The sequence below is a fragment of the Azospirillum rugosum genome, from assembly GCF_017876155.1.
Lineage (GTDB): Bacteria > Pseudomonadota > Alphaproteobacteria > Azospirillales > Azospirillaceae > Azospirillum > Azospirillum rugosum.
Genome location: NZ_JAGINP010000002.1, coordinates 279,841 through 294,558, shown reverse-complemented (window position 1 = coordinate 294,558; position 14,718 = coordinate 279,841). Strand labels below are relative to the sequence as shown.

The 14,718-nt window shown below is 69.2% G+C and carries 14 protein-coding genes; 4 read left to right on the top strand and 10 right to left on the bottom strand.

What is annotated here, in order from left to right:
* The first annotated feature begins 286 nt into the window (after positions 1-286).
* A complete protein-coding gene (locus tag J2851_RS04555) occupies positions 287-1,261 on the top strand; it encodes a UDP-glucuronic acid decarboxylase family protein (RefSeq protein ID WP_209764541.1) in 975 nt (324 codons plus the stop codon).
* 7 nt (positions 1,262-1,268) lie between these two features.
* On the opposite strand, the gene J2851_RS04550 is transcribed toward J2851_RS04555, so the two are convergent.
* The gene (locus J2851_RS04550; RefSeq protein ID WP_209764539.1) at positions 1,269-1,745 is read right to left on the bottom strand and encodes a cupin domain-containing protein; all 477 of its coding nucleotides are present in this window, start codon (positions 1,743-1,745) and stop codon (positions 1,269-1,271) included.
* 120 nt (positions 1,746-1,865) lie between these two features.
* Between J2851_RS04550 and J2851_RS04545 the strand changes: the two genes are divergently transcribed.
* Both J2851_RS04545 and J2851_RS04540 read left to right on the top strand, forming a co-directional pair.
* A complete protein-coding gene (locus J2851_RS04545) occupies positions 1,866-2,564 on the top strand; it encodes a dienelactone hydrolase family protein (protein WP_209764537.1) in 699 nt (232 codons plus the stop codon).
* Between the two features lie 77 nt (positions 2,565-2,641).
* On the top strand, positions 2,642-3,463 hold the full coding sequence (locus J2851_RS04540) for an alpha/beta hydrolase (protein ID WP_209764536.1): 822 nt from the start codon (positions 2,642-2,644) through the stop codon (positions 3,461-3,463).
* Between the two features lie 32 nt (positions 3,464-3,495).
* On the opposite strand, the gene J2851_RS04535 is transcribed toward J2851_RS04540, so the two are convergent.
* The 9 genes from J2851_RS04535 to J2851_RS04495 all read right to left on the bottom strand — a co-directional run bounded on the left by J2851_RS04535 (position 3,496) and on the right by J2851_RS04495 (position 13,828).
* Positions 3,496-4,236: a class I SAM-dependent methyltransferase gene (locus J2851_RS04535; protein WP_209764535.1), complete on the bottom strand. Its 741-nt coding sequence runs from the start codon at positions 4,234-4,236 to the stop codon at positions 3,496-3,498.
* Between the two features lie 94 nt (positions 4,237-4,330).
* Entirely contained in the window at positions 4,331-6,226 is a 1,896-nt protein-coding gene (locus J2851_RS04530; RefSeq protein ID WP_209764534.1) for a response regulator, read from the bottom strand.
* 19 nt (positions 6,227-6,245) lie between these two features.
* Complete coding sequence (locus J2851_RS04525; protein WP_246500403.1) at positions 6,246-8,840, bottom strand: PAS domain-containing hybrid sensor histidine kinase/response regulator; 2,595 nt, start codon at positions 8,838-8,840, stop codon at positions 6,246-6,248.
* Positions 8,841-8,957: 117 nt separating this feature from the next.
* Positions 8,958-9,584 (bottom strand): glutathione S-transferase family protein, encoded by a 627-nt coding sequence (locus J2851_RS04520; protein WP_209764532.1) that lies wholly within the window; start codon positions 9,582-9,584, stop codon positions 8,958-8,960.
* Between the two features lie 52 nt (positions 9,585-9,636).
* A complete protein-coding gene (locus tag J2851_RS04515; protein ID WP_209764530.1) occupies positions 9,637-10,068 on the bottom strand; it encodes an ArsC/Spx/MgsR family protein in 432 nt (143 codons plus the stop codon).
* A 104-nt stretch (positions 10,069-10,172) separates the two neighbouring features.
* The gene (locus tag J2851_RS04510) at positions 10,173-11,204 is read right to left on the bottom strand and encodes an ABC transporter substrate-binding protein (RefSeq protein WP_209764528.1); all 1,032 of its coding nucleotides are present in this window, start codon (positions 11,202-11,204) and stop codon (positions 10,173-10,175) included.
* A gap of 34 nt (positions 11,205-11,238) precedes the next feature.
* A complete protein-coding gene (locus J2851_RS04505; protein WP_209764527.1) occupies positions 11,239-12,048 on the bottom strand; it encodes an ABC transporter permease in 810 nt (269 codons plus the stop codon).
* 8 nt (positions 12,049-12,056) lie between these two features.
* Positions 12,057-12,911, bottom strand: coding sequence for an ABC transporter ATP-binding protein (locus J2851_RS04500; RefSeq protein WP_209764521.1), 855 nt, complete (start codon positions 12,909-12,911; stop codon positions 12,057-12,059).
* A 128-nt stretch (positions 12,912-13,039) separates the two neighbouring features.
* Complete coding sequence (locus tag J2851_RS04495) at positions 13,040-13,828, bottom strand: CE1 family esterase (protein WP_209764520.1); 789 nt, start codon at positions 13,826-13,828, stop codon at positions 13,040-13,042.
* Positions 13,829-14,046: 218 nt separating this feature from the next.
* Between J2851_RS04495 and J2851_RS04490 the strand changes: the two genes are divergently transcribed.
* Positions 14,047-14,718, top strand: a complete 672-nt coding sequence (locus J2851_RS04490; RefSeq protein ID WP_209764518.1) for an ATP-dependent Clp protease proteolytic subunit — start codon at positions 14,047-14,049, stop codon at positions 14,716-14,718.

The window sequence follows — 14,718 nt, the reverse complement described above, 5'->3', positions numbered from 1 at the left end:
GATGGCGCACCCCGTGGCTGCAAAGGCCGGATGGTTAGCGCAAAAGCCCTTCCCTTGCAAACCGCCTTCCGTGCGGCGGCCAAATGGTCCGGTGCAGATGGGATATGCCGAAAGGAGAGATGAACATTGGATTCATCCGGGCGTTGCGCATGCACGCCCGGTCGAGCCCCCGGTGGGATCGCGATCGGGAAAGACACCAACGGATGGACGACCATCGGACGGTCAACGACCGTCTTTGAAAAGCCACCGGGCGGTCGAACGACCGCCGTCAACAGCGAGGAACACCGTGAAGACGTTTGCTTCAAAACGCGTTCTGGTCACCGGCGGTGCGGGCTTCCTCGGCTCGCATCTGTGCGAGCGCCTGCTGGCGGACGGGTGCGAGGTGCTGTGCGTGGACAACTACTTCACCGGCACGCGCGACAACGTCGTCCACCTGCTGTCGCATCCGCGTTTCGAGCTGATGCGGCACGACGTCACCTTCCCGCTCTATGTGGAGGTCGACGAGATCTACAACCTCGCCTGCCCGGCCTCGCCGGTGCATTACCAGCACGATCCCGTCCAGACGACCAAGACCAGCGTGCACGGCGCCATCAATATGCTGGGCCTCGCCAAGCGCCTGAACGCGCGGATCTTCCAGGCCTCCACCAGCGAGGTCTACGGCGATCCGGAGGTGCACCCGCAGCCGGAGGATTACCGCGGCAACGTGAACCCGATCGGCCCGCGCGCCTGCTACGACGAAGGCAAGCGCTGCGCCGAGACGCTGTTCTTCGACTATCACCGCCACTGCGGCCTGTCGATCAAGGTGGCGCGCATCTTCAACACCTACGGGCCGCGCATGCACCCCAACGACGGCCGCGTCGTCTCCAACTTCATCGTGCAGGCCCTGGAAGGCAAGCCGATCACCATCTACGGCGACGGATCGCAGACCCGGTCCTTCTGCTACGTCGATGACCTGATCGAGGGGTTCGTCCGGCTGATGAACTCGCCGGCCGACATCACCGGCCCGATCAACCTCGGCAATCCCGGCGAGTTCACGATCCTGGAACTGGCCGAGGCGGTCATCCGCCTGACGGGGTCAAAATCCAAGATCGTCCACCACCCGCTGCCCCAGGACGACCCGAAGCAGCGCCAGCCCGACATCACGCGGGCGAAGACCCTGCTCGACTGGAAGCCGACGATCCCGCTGGAAGAGGGCCTGCGCCGCACGATCGCTTATTTCGAGATGCAACTCGACCGGCAGAAGGTCCGGCCGGCCGAGTGACCGGCCTTCACCACGGCGTACCGTCGCGGTGGTAGTAGCGGTTCTCGTCGCCGCGGTAGACGAGGTCTTCGTCCGGATAGAAGGCGTCGTCTCCCGGTGCGCGGTCGCCGACTTCCAGGTAGACCGCGGGCGCGCCGGACCGGTTGACCAGATGGTGACCGTCCGGCCGGCCCGACGGGAAGCCTGCGCACATGCCCGGACGCAGCACCGTCTCCCCCGCGTCGGTGACCAGCGTCAATTCCCCTTCCAGCACATAGACGAACTCGTCCTGGTTCGTGTGCCAATGACGGAGCGCCGAGGCCGAGCCGGGATCGAGCCGCGTCAGGTTCACGCCGAAGCGGGTCAGGCCGAGCGGATTGCCGAGCCGCTTGCGCGTGCGGCCGGCGACCGCGGCGAGGAACGGTTCGGGGTAGGTGCTGGCGCCGGTCTTCGCCTCCAGCGTCGCCGGATCGAGAACGGGGGGAAGCGGGCTTTCCGTGGACAAGAGGCGTCTCCCTTCACGCAGGTTCAGTTCCTATCTTGAGCATAAGACTACATGGGGCGGCACCGACCGGCCAGCCGGGCTGTTGAACCGTCCAACATCCTAACGGGAGGGGGCGCGCGCATGGATCCGAAGGCAGGCGAACCGAACATCCGCATACCGCCGCTCGACCTCCCCGGATCCCTGGACGTGCCGGACGGGTTTACCGCCGCCGTCCTGTTCGCCCACGGCATCGGGATCAACAGCGGCCGCCAGAGCCCGCGCAACCTCCATGTCGCCGCCAAGCTGCGGGAGGCCGGCTACGCCACGCTTCTCATGGATCTGCTGACGGAGGAGGAGAAGGCCGACCCCGCCAACGACTTCGACGTCCATCGCCTCGCCGAGAGGCTGCTCCAGGCCACGCGCTTCCTGCGGTCGGAAACGGCCGTCGAACAGAAGCCCGTCGGATTTTTCGGCGGGGCCACCGGCGCCGCCACGGCGCTGATCGCCGCCGGCCGCGCGGCCGAGCATGACGGCATCGGCGCGGTCGTCTGCCGCGGCGGACGTCCCGATCTGGCCGAGGCGTGGCTGGACGGTGTGACGGCGCCCACGCTGCTGATCGTCGGCAGCAAGGACGCCCCGGCGCTGGATCTCAACAGCGACGCCTTCGCGCGCCTGCACTGCGTCAAGGCGCTGGAGGTCGTGCCCGGCGCGGGGCGCCTGTTCGAGGAGCCGGGAAAGCTCGACATGGTCGCGGACTCCGCGCGGAGCTGGTTCGACAGCCATTTGCTCAAGGCAGGCAACGACTGGGCGCGGGTGGACGGGGGCACCGTTCGGACATAGGTTTTGGGCGGCGTTTGCCGCCGCCTGGGTCTTGGGCGGCGTTTGCCGCCGCTGGCCTTCTCCCGACCGGATGATCCATGCCACAGCTCGAAATTCTCCACCGGAAGCCCTCCGGCCCGGCCCGACCCGTGCCCCTGCTGTTCGTCCACGGCGCCTTCTCCGGCGCCTGGATTTGGCAGGAGAAGTTCCTGCCCTGGTTCGCCGAGCAGGGCTGGGAAGCCTACGCCGTGTCCCTGCGCGGCCATGGCGGCAGCCCGGGGCGCGACCGCCTGCACAGCTTCGGCATTGCGGACTTCGTCGACGACGTGCTGGCCGCCGTGGAGCGCTGCCCGGCGCCGCCGGTGCTGATCGGCCATTCCATGGGCGGCATGGTGGTCCAACGGGCGCTGCTGCGCCGCAAGCTTCCCGGCGCGGTGCTGATGGCCTCCGCCCCGCCGCACGGGCTGTGGGAATCGACCGTCGGGCTCGCCTGGCGCAATCCTTACGTGTTCCAGCAGATGGGCATGCTGATGACCTTCGGGGCGAAGGCCATCGACCCGGAAGCGGTGCGCCGCGCCATGTTCTCCGACGCCATGCCGGCGGAGGAGGCGCGCCGCTACGAGCCCTACCTCCAGGAGGAGTCGCGCCGCGTCCTGATGGACATCGGCGGCTGGATCCCCTTCCCGCCCCTGCCCGACCGCAGCATCCCCGTCGCGGTCCTGGGCGCCGGGCACGACCTGCTGTTCCCCGCCGACCAAGTGCGCGCCACCGCCCGCGCCTTCCGGACGGAGCCCGTCTTCTTCCCCGGCATGGGCCACGCCATGATGCTGGAGCAGGGCTGGGAGACGGTGGCGCGCCACGTCGCCGGCTGGGTCGAAACGACCGTGGCGCATCGGGGACAGCGCGCGGCGGCGGATTGAGGCTGCCGCGCGCTGCGCCCAGAGCGCCTTGCTCAGCGGATCAGCAATCCCTCCGCCGGCAGGAAGCGGCTGAACAGCCGAAACGGAGGGACGCCGGCGGGCATCCGGTAATCCAGGCTGCCCCAACCGCACTCCGACGGCGGCGCGTCGCCGCCTTGCTGCACCGGGAAGGGAAAGAACGGGCCCAGCGGCGACAGGGGATCGCCCCCGGCCGCCGGATCGAGATCGGCGCCGCTGCCCGCGGGCTGGAGGACGTCCCCGCCGCTGGCCGACCGGCTCTGCACGAGAAGGCTCAGATCCACGGTTGTCGTATACCGCGCCTGGGAGCAGTCGAAGCCCGCCAGGACGAGGTTGTAGCAAAGAAGCCAGGGGTTCCACGCGGTCACGTGCCCGGCGACCATGCGGTCCGGCGGGTGGATGGGGACGCTGATCGCGAGAATCCCGCCGGGCGCGATGCACCGCTTCACCTTCTCCAGAAAGGCCCCGACGTTCCTCTGGTGCTCCAGCACGTGGGAACACCAGACCACGTCGAAGGTCTCGTCGATGTCGGCCTGCATGAAGTCGGCCTGGATGTCGGCGTCGCGGTGCAGGTCGATGGTCACCACGCTCTTGCCCAGATGGCGGAGCAGCCGGGCATGGTCGCCGCCGCCCGACCCGATGTCGAGCACCGTCCGGAAGTCGCAGCTGTCGACCAGCCGCAGCAGGCCCTGGAGCCCCCAGTCGATCCGGAAGGCGGGCAGTTCCGGCTGCGTCAATTCCGAATGCGGGTCCATGGCGTCTTCCTGAGTCAAGGCGGCCGATCAATATGCCGTTTCTAACACCCGCGTGGCGCGCGTTGCATCTTTCAAAGCCACTTCCGCGCGCCGATCACGCGCCAGGCGTCCCCTTCTGGGTCAGCACCAGGAACACCTTGTCCTCCAGCTGCTCCGGCGTGAAGGGCTTGGCGATGTAGGCGCTGACGTTGAAGGCGAGCGCGCGCTGCACCGCCTTCAGCGTGGCGAGTGCCGTGACCATCAGGAACGGCAGGTCGGGACGGGATTCGCGAACGCGCTTCAGCACGTCGAGCCCGCTGGCCTTCGGCATCATCCAGTCGCAGACGATCAGGTCGAAGCGGGCGTCCGGCGCGGCCAGCCGGTCGAGCGCGTCCTGCCCGTCGGCCGCCGTGTCGATGCGACCGATGCCGAGATCCTGCAGCACCGACGCGACGAAGCGGCGCGGCCCCTCCTCGTCGTCGACCACGAGCGCGCGCAGGCTGCCCAGGTCGATGAAGGGCACGCCGACCTCCGCCAGCGCCCCGCGCAGCCAGGAGGCGCGCGCCGACCGTTCCTTGCCCCCCGCCGCGCCGAGCAGGAAGGACCGCACGAAGCGCGGGCGGTGGACCTGCCGATACAGCGCCTTGGCGACCGCCGCCCGGCTCTTGCCCGTGCAGAAGGCCCCTTCCCCGGCCAGCCGGACCATGTCCAGGACGAGGTCTGGGTTGGGCTCCTCCTTGGCCTGGAGGGGGCCGAGCAGGCGCTGGGTGCGGATGAAGGCGTTCTGGATCTCGTCCACCTGCTGCGCCATGGCGTCGCGGTCGTCCTCCGCGAAGTCGCTGTCGAGGACGAGCTTCTGCACCTCGCCCAGACCCTTCAGCTTGTCGTGCCGCTCCTTCCAGCAGTCGAGCAGGCGTCCGGCGAAGTCGCGGCCGTCGAAGAATTGCCGCACATAGCCGTTGACGGCGCGGGCCGCGCTGGGCGACAGGGGCATCTTCTGGAGGACGAACAGGATGCGGAGCTTCTGCATCAGGCTCCGTCCCTTGGTGATCTCCGGCAGCGTGTCCTCGTTGACCAGAAGCGCGGTCCGCCGCTGGAGGGCCGCCTCGGTCCGCGCGCCCCCGAAATAGCCCTCGCCCGTGCGCAGCCGCTGCGCGAGCTGGCTGAGCGCCATGATCTCCCGCTGCACCGCCTCGATCCCGAACAGGTCGCCGGAGCTGGTGATGGTGAAGCGGTTGGGCTTGGCAAGCTCCCGCCGCAGCGCGACGATCAGGCCGTCGCACAGGGCCGGCATCGCCGTGCGCCGGATCAGCCGCTCCAGCCCCGCCAGCACCGGGGGTGCGGTGTCGGGCAGGGTGCGGTCCCCGACGATCAGGGTGACGATCATGTCCACGAGGTCGGCGAAGGGCGCATCCTGCGCGCAGGAGGCCGTGCCGCTGTCGCTGCGGACAATCTCTCCCAGCAGCCGGTCGATGGGGGCGAGCGCGTCCGCGTCCTCCAGATCTCCGCCGAGGTCGAGCAGAAGCCGCGCCTTCTCGGCGAAGCTGCGCCCTTGGTACAGGTGGGTGGTCAGGGCCGCGTCCACCCGGAAACGGCCGCTGAAGCTGTCCTTCCCGCCGGTCAGGCGGGCCACCGTGGCGGCGTAGGTGGCGGGCGTCAGGTCCGGCGGCAGGGCGTCCTTCAGCCGTTCCCGTGTCAGGCGGGCCACCTCGTTGACCAGCGCGGTCAGCGCGCCCTTGCGGTCCATCGCCCGTTCCGCCTGCTGGAGGATGGCGACGAAGGTCGGCGTGTTGGACAGGCTCTGCTGATGTTTGGGCGAATGGAGCAGTTCGGTCGGCGTCAGGGCGTTCTCGTCGAAGAAGCGCTGGCAGTAACGGCCGATCGTGTCCCGTGCCTGCGCCGAGTAGAACTCGTCGGGTTCGCGGCAGACGGCCAGGTCCGCCCCGCCGTCGAGATCCGCATGCACCGCGTCCAGGGGTGCGAGCTCTGCCGTCGTGGGTGCCGCTGTCATTGTCGCCGCTCCCCCGCCTTCAGTCCGCCAGCAGGTCGCGGATGGCCTGGACCAGCCGCTCCGGCGCGACCGGCTTCATCAGGATCCGCCGCCCCGGCTGTGCGGTGAGATCCGCCGCCGTCCCGCGGGAGGCGTAGCCGGTCAGGAAGAGGGCGCGCAGGTCGGGGTTGCGTTCCTCCAGGTTCCGGGCAAGCTCCGGCCCGTTCATGCGCGGCATCGACACGTCGGTGACGACAGCGTCGAACAGGCCGCCGCACTCGTCCCAGCGCTCCAGCGCCTCCAGCCCGTCGGCAGCCTCGGTGACGGTGCAGCCGGCCTCCTCCAGCACCAGCTTCAGGTAGGCGCGGACCGAATCCTCGTCGTCCACCAGCAGGATCGACGCGCCGTCGCCCTCGCCCAGACGAACGGTGACGTCGTCGCCCGCGCGGACGTCGGGCGCGCCCACCGCCGGGAGATGGATGGAGAAGACGCTGCCGCGCCCGTCCGGCCGGGCCTCCATCTCCGCGGCCCCGCCGGCCTGCTGCGCGGTGCCGTAGACCATCCAGAGGCCGAGGCCGGTTCCTTTCCCCGGCTCCTTCGTCGTGAAGAAGGGCTCCCAGATGCGGTCGCGGATCTCGGCGGGAACGCCGCCGCCCTCGTCGGTGACGCGGATGACGGCGTAGGGGCCGCGCCCCAGCGCCTTGTGCCGCGCCAGGAAGGCGCCGTCCGGCATCTCCACCGCCAGCGAGACGCAGAGGCGCCCGCCTTCCGGCATGGCGTCGCGGGCGTTCAGGGCCAGGTTGAGGATCGCCTGGTTCAGCGTCACCGGGTTGGCGACGGCGTGCGCGTCCTCGTCCAGAATCTGGAGGTCGAGCTCGATCCCGGCGCTCATCAGCGGCTTCAGGAAGACCCGCAGGTCGCGCACCAGCGGCGCCAGCGCCACCACCTCCATCTCGTCCGACGCGCGGCGGCGGGAGAAGTCGAGCAGCTGCGCGGTCAGCGCCGCCGCCCGGTCCGACGCCTTGGCGATCTCCCGCACGCAGGTCACCACGCGGTCCCGGTCGCCGGGGCTGCGCTCGGCCAGCCGCGCGAATCCGCCGATGGCGGTCAGCATGTTGTTGAACTCGTGCGCGATGCCGCCGGCCATGCGGCCGACCGCCTCCATCTTCTGCGAGCGCTGGAGTTCCGCCTCCGTCCGCCGGCGGTCGGTGACGTCGTTCAGCACCAACAGCACCGCAGCGGCGCGCTGGTACACCGCCGGGTAGGCGCCAATCTCCACGTGGCGGCGCTCGCCGGAGGGGCGGACGACCTCGCATTCCACGCGCTGCCCCTCGCCCTCCGCGGCCCGGCCGAGCCGTTCGACCACCGGGCCGCCGTCCGCGATGAAGGCGCTGATGCCGAGGCCGACCAGCCCGCCCTCGCCGCCCACGCCGAGGATGGAGGCCGCGGCGGCGTTGGCGAAGCGGATGGCGGCGCGGTCCCAGATGGCGATCCCGTAGGGTGCCAGCTCGACCAGCTGCCGGTAGCGGCGCTCGCTCTCGCGGAGCGCGCCGACGGTCGCCTCCAGCCGTTCCGTCTGCCCGGCCAGCTCCTCCTCGCGCCGTTTCAGCTCGGTGATGTCCATCAGGATCTTCACGATGCCGCCGGAACCGGTGGCGTGCTCGCTGATGCGGTACCAGCGCCCGTCGGACAGGCAGCCGTCCACCGGGTCGGTGTGCAGCAGATGGCGCTTCAGCCGGTCCTCGATCCAGGCGGCCATGTCCGAGCCGTCGCCGCCGTAGGCGCCGCGCTCCGCGGCCGCGCGCAGGATGTCCTCGAAGGCCGCCCCCGGCACCAGCACGTCGGACAGGTTCGGGTAGGCCTGCCGGTAGCGGTCGTTGCACAGGATCAGCCGCCCGTCGGCGCTGAACAGCACGAAGCCTTCGGAAATGCTGGCCAGCGCGTCGTGCACCACCTCCTGGAGGAACTGGGCGTCGCGCCGGGCCAAGGTCTCCGCCGTGACGTCGATCCCCGTGCCGCGGTAGCCGGCGAACCGCCCGGACCGGTCGAGCACCGGCTGGGCGCTGAGGTGGAAGACACGGGTCCCGCCGGCGGCGTCCCGCACCATCACCTCCAGGTCGCGGAAGGCGCGCCCGGCCTCGATGTCGGCCAGATGCTCCAGCCAGTTGCGGGAGTCCTCAACCAGCGCACCGAGGTCGAGCAGGGAGGTCCCGAAGACCGGCTGCGGGTCGCGGCCAAGCAGCGCGGCCAAGCGGTCGGACAGGTAGCTGTAGTGGTGGTCGGCCCCGGTTTCCCAGAACCAGTCGGAGGCCGCCTCCGCGAAGTCGCGGAAGCGCTGCCGGCTCGCCTCAAGCTCCTCGTTCGCCGCGCGCAGCAGGCGGGCCGAGCGGTCCAGCGCCGCCGCAGCGGCGTGCGCGCGGCGCACCGCCAGGACCGCCAGCGCGGCCATGGCGGCCAGCACGACTCCGATCGGCAGCGCCAGCCCGTCGTCACTCCGGTCGAGCACCAGCAGGGCGACCACCGCGACCGCGCCGAGCAGGACGAGCAACAGCTCCGGCACCGCGCTGCGGCCTGATGGCGCGGCGGGAGGGTCGGTCCTGTCCTGGCGGCGGTCGCCGGTTCCGGAAGCGTCCAAGGAGCCCTGCCCCTTCGAAGGAAGACGGTCATGCCGCGCTGCACGCGCGGGTGTTCCGTCTTCTTAGAAGGCAAGCCGTTAACGGCTCGTTTCAGGACTGTAGTTTCTTCCCGATGATCACGAGGGTGGTGAAAAAGGCTGCGCGATCTCCCGGAAGACGTCCAGGGCTTCGCAGCGCTCCAGATGCGCGGCCAGCCGTTCCCAGCGGTCGTCCTCGCGCAAGGCCGGATGCCCGTCGCGCAGGAAGCGCAGGGCGCAGGCGACGGCGATGTCGGCGTGACCAATGGACGCACCGAACCACCACAGCCCCGCCCGCCCGGCGCGGTCGGCCTCCAGCGCGTCGAGCACGGCGCGGATCTGCGCGGTGCAGCGCTCGATCCAGGTGTCGGAGGTCTGGGCGTGCAGCGCGCGCTCGTAGATCAGGCTGACCGCCTTGTCGGCCAAGCCGGTGGCCAGCGCGCAGACCTTCAGGGCCTGCCGCCGCTCCGGGCCGCTGTCCGCGATCATGGCGCGCGACGGGCCGGCGCGTTCGTTCAGATGGTCGAGAATCGCGCCGCTCTCGATCAGCACCTCCCCGTCATCGAGCACGAGCGTGGGCACGCGGCGCAGCGGGTTGAACTCGGCCACCTTCTCCGCGTCGCTGAACACGGACCAGGGCCGGTGCTCGAAAGGGAAGCCGTAGAGGCGGAGCGCGATGCCCACGCGCCGGACGAAGGGGCTGTCGTATTGGCCGATCAGGATCATGCGCCGGTCCTCCCGCCCAGCCCCCTCGCCCCGGCGCGCCGGGTCGTGGGTGTCAGGCGTGCTTGGGGAAATGATGATGCCCGTGGTCGCACACGCCGCGAGAATGCTTGTCGTCGCAGCTCTCGCCCGATGCGGTCAGGCCGATCCAGGCGTTGAGGGCGTTGGGGTCGAAGCCCGCCTTGCGGTCCGCCCCGACCTGGAGCAGCGGGCGGCGGATCAGGTCGCGGTCGGCGAGCAGCAGGCCCAGCGCCTCCGCCTCGTCCAGCTCGTCGGGCTTCACGCTGCCGGACTTCACCGCGGCGGCGCGGCGGTTGAACCAGTCCTCGACCGGACGGTCCTCGAAGAAGGGGCGCAGGGTCTCGGCCGTGAAGGGCTCCGTCGCCAGATCGCGCTCGACCAGCGTGTGGCCGGCGGACTGGAGCTGCAGCTTCTGCTTGGCGTTCGCGGTGCAGCCGGACAGGCCGTAGAAGATCACTTCCGTCATGGGAATCGCTCCGCTCGGGAAACAGGACGAATTTCGTCCAGTCTAGCGGGAGCGGAGCCGGGGGTGCGGGTGACGGAATGTCGCACCCCCGGACCGTCAGCGGCTTACTTCAGGCGCTTCAGCGCGTCCTCGACGTAGGCGTTGGTGTAGGTCTTGTCGAGGTCGATGCTGGCCGAGGCGACGGCCGGATCGAAGGCCTTCAGCACCTTGTAGGCGGCCTCTGCCCCCTCGCGGGTGAAGCGGCCGTCCGGCGAGTAGGTCGGCTTGGAATGCTCATAGGCCTGGGCGTACAGCGTCTTGTTGCCGAGGAAATACTCCTCCGGCAGGACCTTCAGCACATCCTCGGTCTTCGCCTGATCGATCCACTTCATCGTCTTGACGAACACGTCGACCAGCGCCTGGGTGGTCTTCGGGTTCTCCTTGATGAAGGCGGGCGTGGTGTAGAGCACGGCCGCCGGGTACGGCCCGCCGTAGGTGTCCAGCGTTCCCTTCTCGGTGCGGGTGTCATCGATGATGGTGATGTCGCCATCGGCCTGCAGCTGGCTGATGACGGGGTCGAGGTTGGCGATGGCGTCGATCTCGCCCCGCTTCACCGCCGCGACGGCGCTGGGTCCGCCGCCGACGCCGATGAAGGACACGTCCTCCGGCTTCATGCCGTTCTGCGTCAACAGGTAGTTGACCATGAAGTTGGTGGAGGAGCCCGGCGCCGTGACGCCGATCTTCTTGCCCTTCAGCTCCTTGACGGACTTGATCGCGCCGGCCTTGTTGACCGCGGCGAGCACGATGCCCGGATAGCGGCCGAGCAGGGTCACCGCGGTGATCGGCTGCCCCTTCGCCTGCATCTGGACCGTGTGGTCGAAGGCGCCGGTGACGATGTCGGCCGACCCGCCGACCAGCGCCTGAAGGCTCTTGGCGCCACCGCCGAAGTCGCTGATCTCGACGTTCAGCCCGGCCTCCTTGAAGTAGCCCAGCCGTTCCGCGATGGTCAGCGGCAAATAATAGAGCAGCGGCTTGCCGCCGACCGCCAGCTTCAGGTCCTTCTTTTCCACCTGCTGGGCGTTTGCCCCGCCGATGCCGAAGGCCAGCACCACCGTCGCGGCGGCGATCATGCTTTTCAGACGCCCATTCAAACGCATAGAGTCCCTCCCGAAATTTATGGATGCTTGTTGATCAACCTTGCGCGTTGGTCGTGTGCGCCTCTTGCGGACGCCAATGCAGCAGGCGTTTCTCGATGACCGTCACCACGGCGTCGATGACCACGACGAAGATGGTCAGCACCAGCATTCCGGAGAACACGCCGACCGTGTCGAACACGCCCTCCGCCTGGTGGATGCGATAGCCGAGGCCGGCGGCCGAGCCCAGATACTCGCCCACCACCGCGCCGACCATGGCGAAGCCGACCGCCGTGTGCAGGCTGGAGAAGACCCAGGACAGGGCCGACGGCAGGTAGACGTGGCGGAACAGGTGGCGGGAATTCGCCCCCAGCATGCGCGCGTTGGCGAGCACGACCGGGCTGACCTCCTTCACGCCCTGGTAGACGTTGAAGAAGACGATGAAGAAGACCAGCGTCACGCCGAGCGCCACCTTCGACCAGATGCCGAGGCCGAGCCACAGCGCGAAGATCGGCGCCAGCACCACGCGGGGCAGCGCGTTCACCGCCTTGATGTAGGGGTCGAACACGACGGAGATCAGCGGCGCGCGGGCGAACCAGAATCCGAAGGCGATGCCGGCCACCGTGCCGATGGCGAAGGCCAGCGCGGTTTCCAGCAGCGTGATCCCCAGATGGTACCAGATGACGCCCGACATGAAATCGGTCCAGGTGCGCGCCAGCACCGCCATGGGCGTGCCGAAGAAGAAGGGGCTGAGAATCTTCGTCTCGGTCAGGACGTGCCAGAGGAGGAAGAACGCGACCAGGACGCCCAGCTGAAGCAGCAGGATCACCGGGCGGCTCGGCAAACGTTTCGTACGGGCCAGGGCCATGGGAGTCCTCACGTCAGCTTGGTCTGGGCATAGCCCTTCAGCACTTCCTCGCGCAGCTGCCCCCAGATCTCCCGGTGCAGGTCGAGGAAGCGCGGGGTCATGCGGATTTCCGCCACGTCGCGCGGGCGGTCGAGGTCAACCTTGTACTCGCCGATCAGGCGGGCCCCCGGCCCGGCCGACAGGACCAGCACGCGGTCGGACATGGAGATCGCCTCCTCCAGGTCGTGGGTGATGAAGACCACCGACTTGCGGTCCGCCGACCAGAGGTCGAGCAGTTCGTTCTCCATCAGCTGCCGCGTCTGGATGTCGAGCGCGGAGAAGGGCTCGTCCATCAGCACGATCTTCGGATCGACGATCAGCGTCTGGGCCAGCGCCACGCGCTTGCGCATGCCGCCGGAGAGCTGGTGCGGGTAGCGGTCGCCGAACCGGTCGAGCCCGACGCGGGCCAGCCAGGGGCGCGCGCGCTCCTCCGCCTCGCGCTTGGGCACGCCGCGGAACTCCAGGCCGGCGGCGACGTTCTCCAGCGCCGACTTCCACGGCATCAGGGCATCGGCCTGAAACATGTAGCCGGCGTGCGGGTTGATGCCGCTGACCGGCTTGCCGAAGGCCAGCGCGCTGCCCTGGCTGGGCGTCAGCAGGCCGGCGGCGACGTTGAGGATCGTGGACTTGCCGCTGCCGGTCGGGCCGACGATCGACACGAATTCCCCGGCCGCGACCGTGAAGGTGACACCCTGCACCGCGGTGTAGGTGCGCCCCCGTCCGTCGGGGGATGGAAAGGTGCAGGTCACGCCCTCCAGGCGGAGCGCGGGCGTGGCGCCGCCGTCCGTCTGGAGCGCGGGCGCCTTGGCGGCGACTTCTGGCATTGGTGGCAATCCGTCCCTGATGTGTCTTTTCGGGCATCTTGGCGGAACGAACCGATTACGGCAATGGGGGTGGCGCGCAATCCTGCTTCCCGACCATCGGCGGGTCGGTTCATCGGCAGGTCAGTGGGTTAGCCGAGCCGGCTGAAGAAGGCCATGATCGCCGCCCCGGTTCCGGCCGGCCATTGGTGCGGGTAGAACCGCCCCGATGCCGTGCGGTCGTCGCCGAGCGGGCACCAGAGCACCGGGTTTTCTTCGTTTTCCGGGCCGTAGCGGCGGCAGTTGAAGCGCTGTGGGAAGTCCGGCTCGCTTCCCGTGACCAAGCCGTCCTGGCTGAGCAGTTCCCGCCGCAGGCGCAACCCTTCGGCGATCGGCACCTGGGCATCGCGCGGGTTGTGCATCACCATGGCCGCCACCGGACCGGCGCAGCGCTTCGGCCGGGATGACCCGCCGCCGACTCCGGCCAACCCGCGAATGACGTCGCCGCGCGCGCAAGCCAGGCTGTTCGCGAAAGACGCGCCCAGCGAGTGGCCGACGACGAAGACGCGGTCCCGGTCGATGCAATAGTCTTCGGAGATCGCCTGAAGAATGGCGTCGAAGAAGCTGAAATCGCGCAGTTTTTCAGGAGCGTCAGCGGGATCCGACCAGATGTTCCGACCCTGCGCGTCCCGCAGGCTTTCCGGGTAGACGAAGATCGTCGGCTCCGCCGCGTGCCGCTCCAGGTCGAAGTAGCGGCGCACCTCCGCGTTCGAGTTGGTGCGACCGTGGAACGCGACGACGAGGTCGTGCGGCCGGTCCGGCCGGTAGTCGGACGGGATCACCGCGATCAGGTTGCGGGTCCGGCCATCGACGGCCACGCTGGTCGGAATGGCGTCCGGAGGAGGCTTCCCGCAGCCCGCCGATCCATGCTGCGCCGCCACATTATTAACCAATTTCCCCGCTATGCCGGCTGACGGGCAGAGAAACATCACAACAATGGCGCAAAATGCGCAAACTTCCGTCTTCATTCGGCATCCGTTTTGCCACTTTCTTCCAGCAACAGCCGTCACCGACGGATGTTACCCTTCTGGGCAGGCGGCGCGTTAACCATCATGCAAGCATTTCCGGCCACCCTCCTCCACGGATCAAGGAGGATGGAATGGCGATGCGAGCGACCGCGAGGCTGATGGGACTGGGGCTGCTGCTGGCCGTGGGCGCCACCGGTGCCGCGACGGCGGACAGCGTCTCCGTCAACCGCCCGTCTTCGCAGCCCCAGCCGCAGACGACCTCGTCGGAATTCCCGGACGCCACGCTGGTCCGGGTCGACCAGCCCGGCTCCACCCTGCTGCGCCTGGACGGAATCATCACGCCGGCTGCGGAGCAGCGTTTCAACGACGCGCTGAACAGCGTGCCGTCGGGCCGTCCGGTGGTCGTGGAGCTGAACAGCCCCGGTGGGTTCACGATGTCGGGTTATCGGATGATCGACGCGGTGCTGGCGCAGCGGCAGGCCGGCCGCACCGTCGCCACCCGCGTGCTCGACGGCCAGTCCTGCGAAAGCATGTGCGTCGGCCTGTATCTGGCCGGCTACCCGCGCTACGCCGCCCCAGCCGCCGAGTTCATGGTCCACGCCCCGCGGCTGGCCGAGAACGGCCGGATGACGCTGCGCTCCACCGACACGATGGTGAAGCGCCTCGTGGCGCTCGGCGCCTCACCGAGCTGGATCGAGCAGGTCAAGGCCGCCGGCGGCTTCTCCGGCAACCTCGACTACCGCGACCGGGCCGACCATCTGGCGGCGGTCGGCGCCAACATCGTCACCGACCTGCTGCACTGA

Bases quoted from the DNA above. Each gene is read 5' to 3' on its own strand.
- J2851_RS04545 (WP_209764537.1), top strand. From the start codon at position 1,866: ATGGATCCGAAGGCAGGCGAACCGAACATCCGCATACCGCCGCTCGAC.
- J2851_RS04540 (WP_209764536.1), top strand. From the start codon at position 2,642: ATGCCACAGCTCGAAATTCTCCACCGGAAGCCCTCCGGCCCGGCCCGA.
- J2851_RS04535 (WP_209764535.1), bottom strand. From the start codon at position 4,236: ATGGACCCGCATTCGGAATTGACGCAGCCGGAACTGCCCGCCTTCCGG.
- J2851_RS04530 (WP_209764534.1), bottom strand. From the start codon at position 6,226: ATGACAGCGGCACCCACGACGGCAGAGCTCGCACCCCTGGACGCGGTG.
- J2851_RS04520 (WP_209764532.1), bottom strand. From the start codon at position 9,584: ATGATCCTGATCGGCCAATACGACAGCCCCTTCGTCCGGCGCGTGGGC.
- J2851_RS04515 (WP_209764530.1), bottom strand. From the start codon at position 10,068: ATGACGGAAGTGATCTTCTACGGCCTGTCCGGCTGCACCGCGAACGCC.
- J2851_RS04510 (WP_209764528.1), bottom strand. From the start codon at position 11,204: ATGCGTTTGAATGGGCGTCTGAAAAGCATGATCGCCGCCGCGACGGTG.
- J2851_RS04505 (WP_209764527.1), bottom strand. From the start codon at position 12,048: ATGGCCCTGGCCCGTACGAAACGTTTGCCGAGCCGCCCGGTGATCCTG.
- J2851_RS04500 (WP_209764521.1), bottom strand. From the start codon at position 12,911: ATGCCAGAAGTCGCCGCCAAGGCGCCCGCGCTCCAGACGGACGGCGGC.
- J2851_RS04490 (WP_209764518.1), top strand. From the start codon at position 14,047: ATGGCGATGCGAGCGACCGCGAGGCTGATGGGACTGGGGCTGCTGCTG.